This window comes from Streptomyces sp. 35G-GA-8 (assembly GCF_023534745.1).
Classification (GTDB): Bacteria; Actinomycetota; Actinomycetes; order Streptomycetales; family Streptomycetaceae; genus Streptomyces.
Genome location: NZ_JAMHJQ010000010.1, coordinates 206,183 through 220,749, shown reverse-complemented (window position 1 = coordinate 220,749; position 14,567 = coordinate 206,183). Strand labels below are relative to the sequence as shown.

Below are 14,567 nucleotides of genomic sequence, written 5' to 3'. Positions count from 1 at the left end.
GCGGATCTCATGATCCGAGTCGGCGGAATCCCGGTGTGCGCCACTCCTGACCGTCGGGCAGGATCGCGAGGGCTTCGTAGCCGTCCAGCGCTCGCACCCAGTCCTGTGCTCCGTCGCCTCTGGCGAAAGCGGCGGTCGCGTAGGCGTCGGTCAGTGTCAGGCGGGGGCCGACAAGGGTCAGGGAGGCGTACCCGGTGGCGGGTGTGGCGCGGTGCGGGTCGAGGATATGGGCGCCGCGTTCGGCAGTACCGGAGGTGGCGATGGCCAGATCATGGTGGGCGGCGATGACGGTGGCCAGTTCGCCGGGGCGCAGGGGGTGGGCGATACCGATGCGCCACGGGATGCCGAGAGCCGCCGGGCCGCGGAGCTGAATGTCGCCACCACCGTTGACGCAGGTGTGTTGTGCTCCGGCTTCGTGGAGGAGTTGGGAAGCGGCTTCGACGGCCCAGCCCTTGACGAGCCCTGAAGGGTCGAGGGTTCCCGCGGGGGTGCTGCTGAACCAGCCGTCGCTGACCTGGGCGGCCTGTGCGCACAGGGACAGGACTTCGTTGACTTCGGGCGGGCAGTCCTCCAAGCGGATCTCGCCGCGGTCGAGGCGGCGGATGTGGCTGTCGGCCCGGTAGGTGGAGAAGACGGCATCGACCCGGTGGAGATGGTGCACGGCCTCGTCGAGGGCGCGGTGGATGGCGGTGGTGGGCCTGTCGCGGATGTCGAAGGAGAAGACGGTGCCCATGACGTGCTCGACGTGGCGCAGCCCGGGTGCGGCGTCAGGCATGGGCCTGGTCCAGGGCGCTTTGGAGGGACTGGATGTAGCCCTGGCTCGTGTAGCTGGCGCCGGAGACGGCGTCGATGTGTGCGCTCTGGGCGCCGATCGCCTCCTGGGTGAGGCGGGGCAGCGCGTAGGCGGAGATCTGCTGGTCGCGCCCGCTCTGGTCCGGGGCCCGGAGCACCTTGACCGCTGTGATCCTTCCCTTCGTGAGGGTGGCGGTCACCTGCACGGTCCCGTACTGGGTGTCGATGGGATCCCCGGTGAACGTGCCCGTCACGGTGGGCGTGCCCGGCGAGGTGCCCGCCGAAGGGTGCGAGGTCGTGGGGGAACGCGGAGCCACCGCGCCGAGTGCGGGGAGCTGATGCGGCTTGAGGGCGAGCAGGGCGACGACGAGGGCACTGATCCCGGTGGTGGCGGTGACGGCGCGGCGCATGACGGTTCTCCTCAGAACGCGAACGACTCGTGGTGGATGCGCCGCGCCGGTACACCGGCATCGCGCAGCGCCTGGATCGCGGCCTGTGCCATGCCGGGTGGTCCGCACAGATAGACGTCGTGCGCGGCCAGGTCCGGCACCAAGGCGCTCAGACCCCGGGCAGTGAGGGGTGAGGAGAACTCGGCGGGTTCGTCGACGATGTAGTGCACGGTGGCCCGTCGGCGGGCGGCGATCGTGTCGAGTTCGCCGCGCAGGGCCAGATCGGCAGCGCGGCGCGCCCGGTAGACGAGGGTTACCTGGCCCGGCAGGGTCTCGAAGAGGGCGCGCAGGGGTGTGATACCGACTCCGCCGGCCAGAAGCAGCACCTTGAGGGCGGTGCGGCGGTTCGCCGTGAAGCCGCCGTAGGGTCCCTCGGCCCACACCCGTGTGCCGGGCCTCAGGTGGGCGAGTGCGGCGCTGTGGCCACCGGCGGTCTTCACGGTGATGCGCAGCTGGTGGGGGTGTGCGGGTGCGGAGAGGGAGTAGGGGTTGGTCGTCCACCAGAGGCCGCGCGTCAGGAAGCGCCAGCGCAGGAACTGCCCCGGCTCGCCGCCCAGCTCGTTCAGGTGGTCGCCGGTGAGGTGGACGGAGACCACGCCGGGGGCTTCGGGCTGGACCGCGGTGACGCGCAGGCGGTGGCGCAGCCCGCGCCGGACGGGGGCGGCGAACCGGTACCAGGCCACCAGCGCCGCGACAGTGATGAAGAGGGTGTACCAGGCGATCTGGGCCGGGCGGTTACCGACGAAGTCGGCGCCGTTGGAGAGCTGGTGCCCGAAGGCGAGGAAGACCGCCAGGTAGGTGGCGAAGTGGAGATAGTGCCAGGTTTCGTAGCTCATTCTGCGGCGGGCGGCGCGGGCCGAGAGGACCGCGACGGCCAGGAACAGCAGGAAGCCGGCCGTTCCCTTGAGGAGGTCGGGGTAGTGCAGCACGAGCGTGGAGGTCTGATTCACCACGTTCGTGTGCGAACTCAGCGTGTATCCCCAGATGATCAGCAGGGTGTGGGCGAGGGCCAGGGATATGGTGCACCGGCCGCCCCAGGCGTGCCAGCGGGCCAGCCGGTCGGTGCCCACGGTGTGGTCCAGGAGCGGCATGCGTGCCATCAAGGCCAGCAGGACGGCGCAGGCGTAACCGGCCAGGAGACCGGTGATGCGTCCCGCGCCGGTGAGCCAGCCCGCCGGGCCGATCACCGCGCTCGTGTCGCTCCACCACAGGGCCAGCACCCCGGCGGCGCCCGCCCAGATCGTCAGTTGCGCCGCGAGGGGCACGACATCGCGGCGCGGGCGCCGGTGGCGCAGCCCGCGGCCCGCGGGCGTGGTGGTGAACGCGGCGGTCATGGTGATCCTCCGGATGGCGGTCGCTTCCGCTGACGGGCGGCCAGCCTCACAGCCGAACTTCTGAGAACCCTCTGAAACTGGGCCCTCGCCGACCGCCGGTCGGCAGCGATCCGGTCGGATGGCGGCAGCGTGCCGCCCAAGATCACATATGCCTTCGTAGGGGCCGCCACCGCCGCCGGCCGCCGCCCGACTTCGACCTGAGGTCCCGCGTCGACGTCCGGACCGACCTGGCGAAGGCGTCCGCACCCACCCTGGTGGTGGCGCCGACCGGTCCGCCGGCGCGCTGTCTCACCGCGGTTTGCGGAGCAGGAAGACGTAGTAGCCGAGGTGGTCGTTGACGAACTCGCGCAGTAGCGGCATCGCGGCGTCCATCTGCGCGGTGGTGTGGGCTCCGTAACGTTCCAGGATCTCCTCGTGGTGGTCGCGGTAGAGGACGTCCATGAGCTGGCCGCTCACCATGACGTTGTGGGTGTGGTCCTCCAGCCGTACGAGCTCGAATCCGGCCCGCGCCGTCCGTTCCAGCAGCGTGGCCGGGGTCTGCGGCGGTGGTGAGGTCCACACCGCGCGGTAGACGGCGAGGTGCTCGGGGCTGGGCTCGCCGCGGCGGGTGAACTCGGTGAACAGCAGCTGTCCGCCGGGGCGCAGCACCCGCCAGGCGTGGCGCAGTGCGGCGAGGCGGTCGGACATGTGGGGGAAGGAGTCGATGGCCCAGGCCGCGTCGTACGACGCGTCGGTGTGTTCCTCGCCCAGGTCCATGGCATCGCCGTGGACGAAGGCGACCCGGTCGCGCAGTCCCGCCTCCTGGGCCCGTGTCTCGCACAGCGGGATCTGGGAGTGGCTGACGGTGATTCCGGTGACCCGGGCGCCGGTCGAGCGCGCGAGGCGCACGGCGGGGCCGCCGGTGCCGCAGCCGATATCGAGGAGGTGGTCCCCCGGGCCGAGGTCCAGCGCGTCGATGTAATGGTCGGTCTGGCGGTCCATGGCGAGGTTGGCCAGATCGAGGAGCGTGGAGGCGCGGGCGGGTCCGCCGGGGGGCGTCCACATACCGATGTGGATGGCGGAGTCGCCGAGGATCATTCCGTAAAGGTCGCCGAACTCGTCGTACGAGGCGCCGACTTCTCCGGATGTAGGGGCGGTCTGAGTGCTCTGGGGTGTGTCGTCCGCTGCCATGGTGGTCACGATAGTGAGGTATCACCGCCGCCACTGCGCGGGAAACAGCCACACCGGCGGCTCGGATTCCTGTCCCGCCCACAACTCTCACCACGCCTGCCGCACACGCCACACGGTCGGCCGCGCGAGGGTTAGGGCCTGTCCGGTGGATCTTCGCGGGCCCGCGACGCCTGGCACCGCGCCTCGCCGCGTTGTCGGAGTCGCCCAAGTACGCCGCGGGCTGATCCACGAAGATCCGCCGGACAGGCCCTAGGTCGTGTCTTCGAAGTCCCGCCTGCCTGGCGACGCCCGGCACGCACGCTCGCCGCGTTGTCGGATCACCCCAGTACGTCCAGTACTGGGGAGACCCTCCGCCTTGCGATCGCACGCACCGGACGCCGCCAGGCCCGCCCTGCGGGCGGACGGCGCTACTTTGAAGACACGCCCTAGCAGTCCAGCACGGCCCGCCCGTGTACCCGGCCCGCTCGCAGGCGACCGAAGATCTCCGGCGCCGCGGACAGCGGATGCTCCTCCGTCGCGACGTCGAGTGTCCCTGAGCGTGCCAGCGCGATGACCTCGGTGAGTTCGGGCCGGGTGCCCCAGAAAGGCAGGGAGAGCCGGAAGCCCGGGGGAAGGAACCCCGGCTTGCGTACCGTCAATTGACCGCCGCCGCTGCCGACCAGCGCGAGTTCTCCACCAGGGCGCAGGATGTCGACGGCGAGTTCCAGTGTCGCGCGGTTGCCGACGAAGTCGAGCACGGCGTCCACCCCCGCGCCTCCGGTTCGCGCCTTCAGCGTACGGGCGGTGTCCGCCCGTAGGAGGGTGCCGACATGCGCGCCTGACCGGTGCCCGAGGGCCAGGGCCTCCTCGCGGATGTCGACCGCGAGGACCCGGCTCGGGGTGGTCGCGCGCAGGATCTGGACCGCCAGGTGGCCGAGCCCGCCGATGCCGATGACCGCCGCGTTGGTGCCCTCGCCGAGCGCGTGCCGCAGTCCCGCGATGGCATGGTAGGAGGTCAGGCCCGCGTCGGTGAGCGGTGCCGCCTGCCGGGCCGCCAGGTCGCCGATCGGCACGAGATGGCGGACGGACGGTACGAGGACGTACTCGGCCATCCCGCCGTCCCTGCCGAGGCCGGCCCCGTGCCACCCGAGGCCGCCGCGCCGGTCGCAGTAGTTGTCCTGGCCGGAGGCACAGCGGGCGCAGACCCCGCAGCCCCAGGGACCGTAGAGCGCGACGCGTTCGCCCACCGTCGGCCCGGTCGCGTCGGGACCGAGGGCCGCGACGTGCCCGGCCACCTCGTGGCCGAGGGTGAACGGCGGCCGGTAGGGGAGCGCGCCCGGAGCCGCGTCGACGACATGCAGATCGGAATGACAGAGTCCGGAGGCTTCCACCCGTACCAGCACCTCGGCCTCGCGGGGGACCGGCCGCTCGACTTCGGCGAGCGTCGGTTCCCGTCCCCATGCCGTCAGCCGCACCGCCTTCACACCCACCGTCCAAGGTCTTGTCAATTCGACGACGACGGCGACGATAACAGAGACGAAGTCAGTTCAGTATCAGGAGTCGCGGAAGAAGGAAGAAGGGGTGTACAGGATGAGCGGGGACGCGCGACCGGGCCGGTTCGAAGGCAGGATCGCGATGGTGACAGGAGCCGGCTCGGGCATGGGTGCGGCAGTCGCCGGGCAACTGGCCGCCGACGGGGTGCGAGCGGTTGTGCTGGCCGACGTGAACCGCGAGGCCGTCGCGGCCGTCGCGGAAAGGCTGCCCGCCGGCCGGGCGGTCGCACTCGACGTGGCGGACGCGGCCGAGGTCGACGGCGCCGTCGAGGACGTACTGCGGGAGTACGGCCGGCTCGACATCCTGGTGCACGCCGCCGGGGTCGACGACCCGCAGGTCAAGCAGTGGATCGCGGACGCGCTGGTCGCGGGCCGACCGCCCGGGGTGACCGACAGGCTCACCGACGCGGCCTGGCGGCGCATGATGCGGGTCAACCTGGACGGCACGTTCCATGTGCTGCGCGCCGGGGTTCGGGCGATGCGCCCGGCCGGGGCGGGTGTCATCGTCGTCATCGGCTCCTCCTCGGCCTTCGACACACCGGCCGGCTATCCCCATTACGCCGCCTCCAAGGCGGGGGTGCACGCGCTGAGCCAGGCCGTGGCCAAGGAGGCCATCGCGTCCGGGATCAGGGTGAACGTGGTCGCGCCCGGTCCGACGCGGACGGGGATGGCGGCACGTACACCCGAGGCGCTGCGCGCCGGCTTCGCCGATCCGCGGGTGCGCGGGTACGCGACACCCGAGGAGATCGCCGACATCGCCCTGTTCCTGGCGAGCGACGCCGCGGCGAACCTGGTCGGCGCGGTGCTGCTCGCCAACGGCGGTCGTTTCACGGCCTGAGCGGGCCTGCCCAACGGCCCCGCCCCGAGCCTCGGCGCGGGAGCTTGGGGCGGGGGCTTGGGCCGGGCCCCGGCCGGCCGTTCCCGCCTGCCCCGCCCAATCAACTCGTGCAGGGGTATTGCCCGCCCGGGACCCGATGCTTACCGTTCACGAATTGAGTTCAGTTTGCAATGCGCTCGGGCGACGCTGAGATGCCGGGGCGTGCGGGCGCCCGGCGCGAGGAGACGGTCGACGTGGATCAGTTCCTGCTCGTCCTGGTGAGTGGTCTCGCCAGCGGCGCGGTGTACGGCCTGATGGGCCTCGGGCTGGTGATCATTTTTCGGGCGACGGACGTGGTCAACTTCGCGCTCGCCAGTTTGGCGACCGTGGGGCTGTACGCCGCGCTGACGCTGTACGACAGCGGCGTGCCGCTGCTGCTGACCGCGGTGGCCGCGATCGTCGTGACCGCGGCGACCGGCCTGGTCGCCCGTGAGACGGTGATCAGACGGCTCGCGCAGGGAGAGCTGCTCTCCGCGCTCGTCATGACCATGGGCGTCTCGCTCATCGCCGAGAGTGTCATCAGCACGATCTGGGACGACCAGCCTCGGCTCTTCCCCAGTCTGGTGGAGGGATCCGTCTCGCTCGGGGACTCGGCGATCCCCACGCAGAGTCTGCTGACCATCGCGGTCGCGGCCGTGGCCATGGCGTTGGTGGCGTATCTCTTCGGGCGCACGACCATCGGCTCCGCCATGCGCGCCGTCGCGGAGTCCGCCGACACCGCTCAGATCCTCGGACTCGGTTCGCAGCGCATCGCCCGGATCGCCTGGGCGCTCGGGCTCGGTCTCGCCGCGCTCGCCGCCTTCCTCTACGCGCCGCGGGCCGGACTGGTGCCGACAGTGCTCAGCGCACCGCTGTTCCGCGCCTTCGCCGGGATCTTCCTCGGTGGCCTGACCAGCATGTACGGCGCGGTCATCGGCGGGCTCACGGTCGGCGTGCTGGACAACCTGGCCGCGAGCTACGTCTCGGCCGGCTACCGCGACAGCTTTGTGTTCTCGTTCACCATCCTCGTGCTGCTGATCCGCCCCCAGGGGCTCTTCGGCGTACGCACGTTCCAGCGGGTCTGAGGGAGCGGTCCATGTCTGTCGTCAGCCGTACCAACCTCGCCAAGGCGGCACTCGGGCCACTCGCCGCGGCCCTGCTCATCGTCGTACTGAACGCCGGGGTCATTCCTCCGTACCAGGCGTACTCCGTGGGGCTCGCGGCCGTGTACACCGTCCTCGTCCTCTCGGTCAATCTGCTCGCCGGGTGGGCCGGTATCTGGTCGATCGCGCATCCCGCGCTCTTCGCCCTGGGCGCCTACTTCGCGGCGTACGGGAGTACGCACGGCTGGTCGTTGGAGGTCGTGGTGCTCGGGGCGACCGGATGCGGCGCCGCCCTGGGGGCGTTTCTGGGGTCCGCGGGCGCCCGGTTCTCGATGCTGTACGTGGCTCTGCTGACGCTCGCGTTCACCATGGTGTCGCTGGAGGTGATGGGCCAGTGGACCAGCGTGACCGGCGGTGACCAGGGCATCGCGATGGAGAGGCTGGACAGCGCACTGGGCCTCGGCACACTGGCCGGCGCCGGTACACAGGCGCAGTACATCGCGGTGGGCGTGGCCGGGGTCGCGCTCGCGGTGGCCGCGCTGGCCCGTCCCAGCGCCTTGCGGATGAGGCTGGTCGCGGCCAAGTCCCATCCGATGGCCGCCCGTTCGATCGGCATCGCGCCGGAGGCCCAGTCGGCCCTTGCCTTCGCGGTGAGTGCCGCGTTCGCCGCGCTGGCCGGTGTGCTGCTGGCCCTGGTCGTCGGGTTCGTCAGCCCGGACCCGTTCTCGCTGGCACTGGCGATCTCGCTGATCGCCGCGTGCGTGCTCGGCGGCGCGGGGAAGGTGCTGGGCGCGGTCGTCGGTGGCGCGTACCTGACCTGGGCGCCCACAGCGGCCGAGAGCGTCGGTGTGGCGCAGCCCGTCCTCCAAGGGGTTGTGCTCATCGGCGCGCTGCTGTTCCTGCCGGGCGGAGTGGTGCCCTTCCTCGGGCGGCTTGCCCGCCGGTCGCGGCGGCCCTCCGCCCAGCAGCCCCCGACTCAGGCGGCGCCGCCCGAAGAGGCCCCGCGGTCCGTGCCCGCGCCCGCGGCAACAGCACCCGAGCTGCTGCGACTTGACGAGGTGGCGGTCACCTTCGGCGGCCTCAGGGCACTCGAAGGCGCTTCGATGTCCGTACGGGCCGGTGAGACCCTCGCGATCATCGGGCCCAACGGCGCCGGCAAGACAACACTGCTCAACGTGTTGTCCGGGCTCGTCGGCGGCGGACGGGTGGCGGGCAGCGCCCGGTACGACGGCAGGCTCCTGCTGAAGACCCGCGCCACCGCCCGTCGCAGGCTCGGTATCGGGCGCACCTTCCAGCACGCGGAGACGTTCGGCGAGCTGACAGTCCTGGAGAACGTGCTGTGCACCCGTCGCCGTATCACCGCGCGCAACCGGGCCAGAGCCGTCGAGTTGCTGGACAGCGTGGGCCTCGCGCACGTCGCGGACCGCTACCCGGACGAGCTGCCGTTCGGCCTGCACAAGCGTCTGGACCTGGCGAGGGCGCTCGCCGAGGAGCCCGAACTGCTCATCCTGGACGAGCCGTTCGGCGGACTCGACGCCAGTGAACGCACCCTGCTCGCGCGCCAGATCGTACGGCAGCAGGAGCGCGGCACCGCTGTTGTGATCATCGACCATGTCCTCGACGACCTGTTCGCCGTCGCCCACCGGGTGGTCGCCCTCGACTTCGGCCGCCCGATCGGCGAGGGCGAGCCCGGCGAGATCCTGGACGATCCCCTGGTGCGCTCCTCCTACCTGGGCGAGAGCGGAATGCGGGGCGAACTCCCGTGCCGGGACGGTGGCGAGGGCGCTGCGGTGGAACTCCACGGTGTGGACCACGCCTACGGCGGGATCACCGCTCTGCGTGGGGTCGACCTCACCATTCCCCGGGGCAGCGTGGTCGGCGTCGTCGGCGCCAACGGCGCGGGCAAGAGCACACTGGGCCGGATCCTGCACGGTACGCTCTCGCCCACCCGGGGCCGGCGCGCGATGAGGGGAGACCTGAGTAGCGCGCTGGTGCCCGAAGGCCGCGCCCTGTTCAAGACGCTGTCCCTGCGGGAGAACCTGGAGGTCGCCGCGTACGCCGCGGGCGTCAGGGGAGCGGAGCTGCGGGCGCGGCTCACGGAGACCGCCGAGTGGCTGCCGCCGCGGCTCCGCGAGCGGATGGGCATGCCCGCCGCCGGACTCTCCGGAGGCGAGCAGCAGATCCTCGCGATCGCCCGGGCCCTGATGGCGCGGCCCGGCCTGCTGATCGTCGATGAACCGGCGCTCGGCCTGTCCCCGGCGATGGTCGACGAGGTGTACGCCCGCCTCGGCCTGCTCGCCCGCGAAGGCATGACCGTCGTCCTGCTGGAGCAGTCGCTCGGCCGCGCCGCGTCCGCCTGCCACGAGGTCGTCGTGCTGCACGAGGGTGGCATCGCCGTCAGCGGCGAGCCCGCCGACCCGATGTTCCTCGCCCGAGCCGAACGTGCCTACTTCGACGGGCAGGACGACGCTCCCGTGGCCGCCGCGCAGGGCTGAGGTCCGGTGCTGCCCTCCTCACACCCCCGGTACGGCACGAACAACCCCGGCACGACACAAGCAACCCCGGTACGACACAAGCACGATGGAGACGCCATGCACCCCCGTCACCCGGAGATCGACCCCCAACTGCTGTCCGAGACCGAGGAACAACGGGAACTCCGCGCCGTTCTCAGGGACTTCTTCACCGCGGTGAGCGAGCCCGAGGACGTCCGCGAGCACCTGGCCACCCCGCGCGGGCACGACGAAGCGCTGTGGGCGCGGATGGCGGGCGAGATCGGTGTGCACGGGCTGGCGATTCCCGAGGAGTACGGCGGGTCCGGCTGCACCTTCGCGGAACTCGCCGTGGCCCTGGAGGAGTCCGGGCGCGCGCTGTGCTGCGCCCCGCTGCTGCCCACGGTGGTTCTCGCCGCGCACACCCTGCTGACCAACGGGGACCGGCGGGCGTGCGAGCGCTACCTGCCGCGGATCGCGGACGGCACGCTCACCGCGACCGTGGCCGGCTTCCACGGTGGCGAGCCCGGCATCGGCGCCGAGCGGGGGAGTGCGGGATGGGTGCTGCGTGGTGCGGCGGACTTCGTGCTCGACGGCGCCGGTGCGGATCTGATCCTGGTGCGGGCCCGGACACCCGACGGGGCCCGGTTGTTCGCCTGCGAGCCGGCCGCGGACAGCTGCGCGCGGACACCGCGCCGTGTCCTGGACGAGACGCGCCGCCAGGCGCTCGTGGAGTTCCGTGGCGCACCCGCCACGCTCGTGGGTGAGTCGGGCGGGGTGGCGGCGACCCTCGACGCCGGTCGGGCCGCGCTCGCGGCAGAGCAGGTCGGCGGCAGCAGCCGCGTACTGGACGCCACGGTCCAATTCGTCAAGGAGCGCCGCCAGTTCGGGCGCCCCATCGGCTCCTTCCAGGCGGTCAAGCACCGGCTGGCCGATGTACTGGTCGCCCTTGAGGCGGCGCGCTCCGCGTCCGCGTACGCGACCGCCTGTGTCGCCCTCGCGTCGCCGCAGCTTCCGGTGGCCGCCGGAGCCGCCGCCGTGGTCTGCTCCGAGACCTTCCGCTTCGCGACGGCCGAGTACGTCCAACTGCACGGCGGGATCGGCTTCACCTGGGAGCATCCGGCGCACCTGTACGTGCGACGGGCACGCAGCGCTGAGGTGTTGTTCGGTACCGCTGGCGGGCACCGCGCCCGCCTCGCCGGACTCGTCGGTCTCACCTCCCGGGCCCCCGGCTGAGCGAACGAAGTCAATTCAGTTCGAGTCCTTCAGTTCGAGTCCTTCAGTGTGCCGGCGCGCTCAGGGTGCCGGACGGAGGCGATCCCGAGGGGGAATGATGCTGGCCGCCAGGCTGTACGGAGCCGAGGACCTGCGGATCGAGGAGATGCCCGAACCCGAGGCGGGTCCTGGCGAGGTGAAGATCCGCGTGGCATACGCGGGGATCTGCGGCACCGATGTGCACGAGTACTTCGAGACGCCCCGTGCCACGCACGAACCCAACCCGCTGACCGGTGCCACCCTGCCGCAGACGCTGGGGCACGAGTTCGCGGGGACCGTGGTGTCCCGCGGCGATGGCGTCGACCGGGTCGCGCCCGGCGACCGGGTCTGCGTACGGCCGATCCGCACCTGCGGGGTCTGCCCGCGCTGCGCATCCGGACTCTCCCATCTGTGCACGGCCCTGGCGGCGATCGGGGTGACCTCTCCTGGCGGTGGACTCGCCCAGTACGTCCTCGCGCCGGCCGGCTCCGTGCATCTGCTGCCCGACGGCCTTTCGCTGGAACAGGGCGCGTTGGTCGAGCCCATGGCGGTGGCCCTGAACGCCGTGGAGCGGGCCCGCGTGCGCGCCGGCGGCAGCGCGCTGGTGACGGGGGCGGGCGCGGTGGGGATGGGCGCGCTGTTCGCGCTCAGGGCGCACGGCGTCCACGACGTGGTCGTGGTGGAGCCCTCGCCGTCCCGTCGTGCGGCGGCACGGCGGCATGGCGCCCGCGTACTCGATCCCGGCGCGGACGATGTGGTCGAGCGGGTGATGCGGCACACCCGGGGGCGTGGTGTGGACACCGCCATCGAGTGCGCGGGCCGGCCGGAGGCGCTGGACACCGCCATCCGCTCGGTGGCCGCCCGCTCGCCGGTCGTGATGGTGGCGCTGTACTCGGGCCCGGTCGCCATCGACGCCTCCGTGGTGCGCCTGGCCGAACTCGCCCTGCTGGGCTGCGAGGCGTACCCCGACGGCGTCTTCGAGCGGGTCATCGAGCAGATGGCCGCCGGGCACTACCCGACGGACGGCTGGCTCGACCACATCCCGCTCGCCGACGCCCGCGCGGGGCTGCACGACGTCCGCGACGGGCGGCGGCTCAAGGTTCTCGTCGACATCCCGGTGGAGAGCGGCGGTTGACCTGGCGGGTCCCAAGGGGCATCGCCGGGCCGATCTCGATGAGGGGGTTGACAGTGGATCACCCGCTCCCCACACTCGTAGTGAATTCAGTTCAGTTTGGAGGTTCGGAGATGGCAGTGGAAGACGAGATCCAGTTCGAGCGCGACGGCCATGTCGCCCGTGTCTGGCTCAACCGCCCCTGGAAGAAGAACTGCGTCACGGTGCCGATCCTGGACCGGCTCGACGAGATCATCACCGAGGTCGACGCGGACCCCGAGCTGCGCGTGCTGGTGGTCCGCGGTCGCGGCGGCACCTTCTGCTCGGGCTTCGACCTCGACAGCCTGAAGGCGGAGTACGTCGGCAAGTCCAACGCCATCGATGTCGCGGTCAAGTCCGCGAAGGTGTGCGACCGTCTCTACTCGATGAAGACCCCCTCGGTCGCGGTCCTGGAGGGCCATGTCACCGCGGGCGGCTTCGAGATCATGATCTCCTGCGACTTCGCCATCGCCGCGGACGACGCCAAGATCGGTGACTTCCACATCCGCCGCGCGCTGTTCGGCGGGGCCGGCCCGATCTACCGGGTGCCGCGCATGATCGGCATCCGCAAGACCAAGGAACTGATGCTCACCGGCAAACTGCTGTCCGGCACCGAGGCCGCCGAGTTCGGCCTGATCAACAGGTCGGCCCCGGCCGACAAGCTGGACGAGACGGTCCAGGACTTCATCGGCGACCTCATCGACAAGAGCCCGTTCACGATGTGGCTCACCAAGATGACGATCGACCGGAGTCTGGACGCCGACACCCAGTCGCTGATGGTGATGGAGCACCTCGCCGTGGGCGTGGCGCTCAACTCCGAGGACGCGAACGAGGGAGTCTCGGCGTTCCTGGAGAAGCGGGAACCGAAGTGGTGGGGGCGCTGAGCCGGATGACCGGGGAGCCGCGGAATCCGGCCGCGGGGCTTCCGGGCTCGCGGTGCTCCGGCTGCTCGGTGGCGGTCTACCCCGCGGACGAGGCGTGCCCACGCTGCGGGGGGCCCGCCTCCCCGGCGGCCCTGGCGGGCGGCGGGGCGCTGTGGACGTGGACGGTGCAGCGGTACGCGCCCAAGTCGCCGCCGTACCAAGCGCCGTCGGGCGGCTTCGTACCGTTCGCGCTCGGCTATGTCGAGCTGACGGAGGGCGTACGGGTGGCGGCGGTACTCGACGTCGACGACCTCGACGAGATCCGGATCGGTATGCCCCTCACGGTGACCGCGGGGGACGGGGTGCCGCGGGCCCGCCCCACCACCGGCCGTGAGGAGGGCTCATGAGTGTCGACGTGCTGATCTGCGGCGCCGGGCGTACCCCGTTCGGCCGGACCGAGGCGTCCGGCCGCCGGCTGGCGGTCGGCGCGGTGAACGCCGCGCTGGCGGACGCCGGGATCGAGTGGTCGCGGGTGCGGGCCGCGTTCGGAGGCAGCGACAGCGCCGGGCTCGCCGATACGCTGGTGGCCCAACTCGGTTTGACCGGGCTGCCGTTCGTGAATGTCAGGAACGGCTGCGCGACCGGCGGCAGCGCACTGGTCTCCGCCGTGAACGCGATCCGCTCCGGCATGGCGGACGTCGTCCTCGCCGTCGGCTTCGACAAGCACCCGCGAGGCGCCTTCGACCCACGGCCCGAGGACTGGGGACTGGGGGAGGAGTACGGCAGCGACGGGCTGATGGTGACCACACAGTTCTTCGGCATGAAGATCCGGCGCTATATGCACGATCACGGGATCACCCCGGGGACCCTCGCGCTCGTCGCGGAGAAGGCGTACCGCAACGGAGCCCGCACCCCCGAGGCCTGGCGCCGGGCGCCGGTGTCCGCCGCGGAGATCCTGGACTCCGGCATGGTCAGTGACCCGCTGACCCGCTATATGTTCTGCTCACCGGGCGCGGGCGCCGCCGCGCTGGTCCTCTGCTCGCCCGAGGCCGCCCGCACACTGGACGGCCCGTCGGTCACCCTGCGGTCGGCGGCCGTACGCACCCGGCGCTTCGGCTCGTTCGAGGTGTTCAGCCCCTGGATCCCCGGGGGCGAGCTGACCAGTGTCAGCCGCGACGCCTCGGCCGCCGCCTTCGAGCAGGCGGGGATCGGCCCCGGCGACGTCGACGTCTGCCAGCTCCAGGACACCGAGAGCGGCGCCGAAGTCATGCACATGGCCGAGTGCGGATTCTGCGAGGACGGCGAACAGGAGCGGCTGATCGCCTCGGGTGCGACGGACATCGGCGGATCACTGCCGGTCAACACCGACGGCGGCTGCATCGCCAACGGCGAACCCATCGGAGCCTCAGGACTGCGCCAGGTCTATGAGGTTGTCCAGCAACTGCGCGGCCGGGCCGGCGAACGCCAGGTCCCCGGCGAACCCAGGGTCGGTTTCACCCATGTGTACGGCGCCCCGGGCGTGAGCGCCTGCACGGTGCTGTCCCGCTGAATACTCCGCCGAATCGAGGTGCAGGA

General features: G+C 71.6%; 13 protein-coding genes. 8 read left to right on the top strand and 5 right to left on the bottom strand.

Features of this window, described 5'->3' with window-relative positions; genetic code table 11:
* Positions 1-7: 7 nt before the first annotated feature.
* The 5 genes from M1203_RS24205 to M1203_RS24185 form a co-directional block, all read right to left on the bottom strand.
* A complete protein-coding gene (locus M1203_RS24205; RefSeq protein WP_249951888.1) occupies positions 8-775 on the bottom strand; it encodes an FAD:protein FMN transferase in 768 nt (255 codons plus the stop codon).
* A complete protein-coding gene (locus M1203_RS24200) occupies positions 768-1,202 on the bottom strand; it encodes an FMN-binding protein (protein WP_249951887.1) in 435 nt (144 codons plus the stop codon). Before M1203_RS24200 ends, M1203_RS24205 begins: the two co-directional genes overlap by 8 nt.
* Before the next feature lie 11 nt (positions 1,203-1,213).
* Entirely contained in the window at positions 1,214-2,575 is a 1,362-nt protein-coding gene (locus M1203_RS24195; RefSeq protein ID WP_249951886.1) for a ferric reductase-like transmembrane domain-containing protein, read from the bottom strand.
* Positions 2,576-2,863: 288 nt separating this feature from the next.
* A complete protein-coding gene (locus M1203_RS24190) occupies positions 2,864-3,745 on the bottom strand; it encodes a cyclopropane-fatty-acyl-phospholipid synthase family protein (protein WP_249951885.1) in 882 nt (293 codons plus the stop codon).
* Positions 3,746-4,170: 425 nt separating this feature from the next.
* Complete coding sequence (locus M1203_RS24185) at positions 4,171-5,208, bottom strand: NAD(P)-dependent alcohol dehydrogenase (protein ID WP_374403905.1); 1,038 nt, start codon at positions 5,206-5,208, stop codon at positions 4,171-4,173.
* 106 nt (positions 5,209-5,314) lie between these two features.
* On the opposite strand from M1203_RS24185, the gene M1203_RS24180 reads away from it, so the two are divergent.
* From M1203_RS24180 to M1203_RS24145, 8 genes are all read left to right on the top strand, one after another.
* Positions 5,315-6,115 (top strand): SDR family NAD(P)-dependent oxidoreductase, encoded by an 801-nt coding sequence (locus M1203_RS24180; RefSeq protein ID WP_249951883.1) that lies wholly within the window; start codon positions 5,315-5,317, stop codon positions 6,113-6,115.
* 233 nt (positions 6,116-6,348) lie between these two features.
* Positions 6,349-7,218, top strand: a complete 870-nt coding sequence (locus M1203_RS24175; RefSeq protein ID WP_249951882.1) for a branched-chain amino acid ABC transporter permease — start codon at positions 6,349-6,351, stop codon at positions 7,216-7,218.
* Between the two features lie 11 nt (positions 7,219-7,229).
* Positions 7,230-9,731: an ATP-binding cassette domain-containing protein gene (locus M1203_RS24170; RefSeq protein WP_249951881.1), complete on the top strand. Its 2,502-nt coding sequence runs from the start codon at positions 7,230-7,232 to the stop codon at positions 9,729-9,731.
* Positions 9,732-9,827: 96 nt separating this feature from the next.
* On the top strand, positions 9,828-10,961 hold the full coding sequence (locus M1203_RS24165) for an acyl-CoA dehydrogenase family protein (RefSeq protein ID WP_249951880.1): 1,134 nt from the start codon (positions 9,828-9,830) through the stop codon (positions 10,959-10,961).
* A 97-nt stretch (positions 10,962-11,058) separates the two neighbouring features.
* Positions 11,059-12,114, top strand: a complete 1,056-nt coding sequence (locus M1203_RS24160; protein WP_249951879.1) for an alcohol dehydrogenase catalytic domain-containing protein — start codon at positions 11,059-11,061, stop codon at positions 12,112-12,114.
* Positions 12,115-12,224: 110 nt separating this feature from the next.
* Complete coding sequence (locus M1203_RS24155; RefSeq protein ID WP_249951878.1) at positions 12,225-13,013, top strand: enoyl-CoA hydratase/isomerase family protein; 789 nt, start codon at positions 12,225-12,227, stop codon at positions 13,011-13,013.
* A 5-nt stretch (positions 13,014-13,018) separates the two neighbouring features.
* Positions 13,019-13,399 carry a Zn-ribbon domain-containing OB-fold protein gene (locus M1203_RS24150; RefSeq protein WP_249951877.1) on the top strand — a complete coding sequence of 127 codons (381 nt, stop codon included), beginning with the start codon at positions 13,019-13,021 and terminating at the stop codon, positions 13,397-13,399.
* Positions 13,396-14,541 (top strand): thiolase family protein, encoded by a 1,146-nt coding sequence (locus M1203_RS24145; protein WP_249951876.1) that lies wholly within the window; start codon positions 13,396-13,398, stop codon positions 14,539-14,541. The genes M1203_RS24150 and M1203_RS24145 overlap by 4 nt, the downstream gene beginning before the upstream one ends.
* Positions 14,542-14,567: the final 26 nt, after the last annotated feature.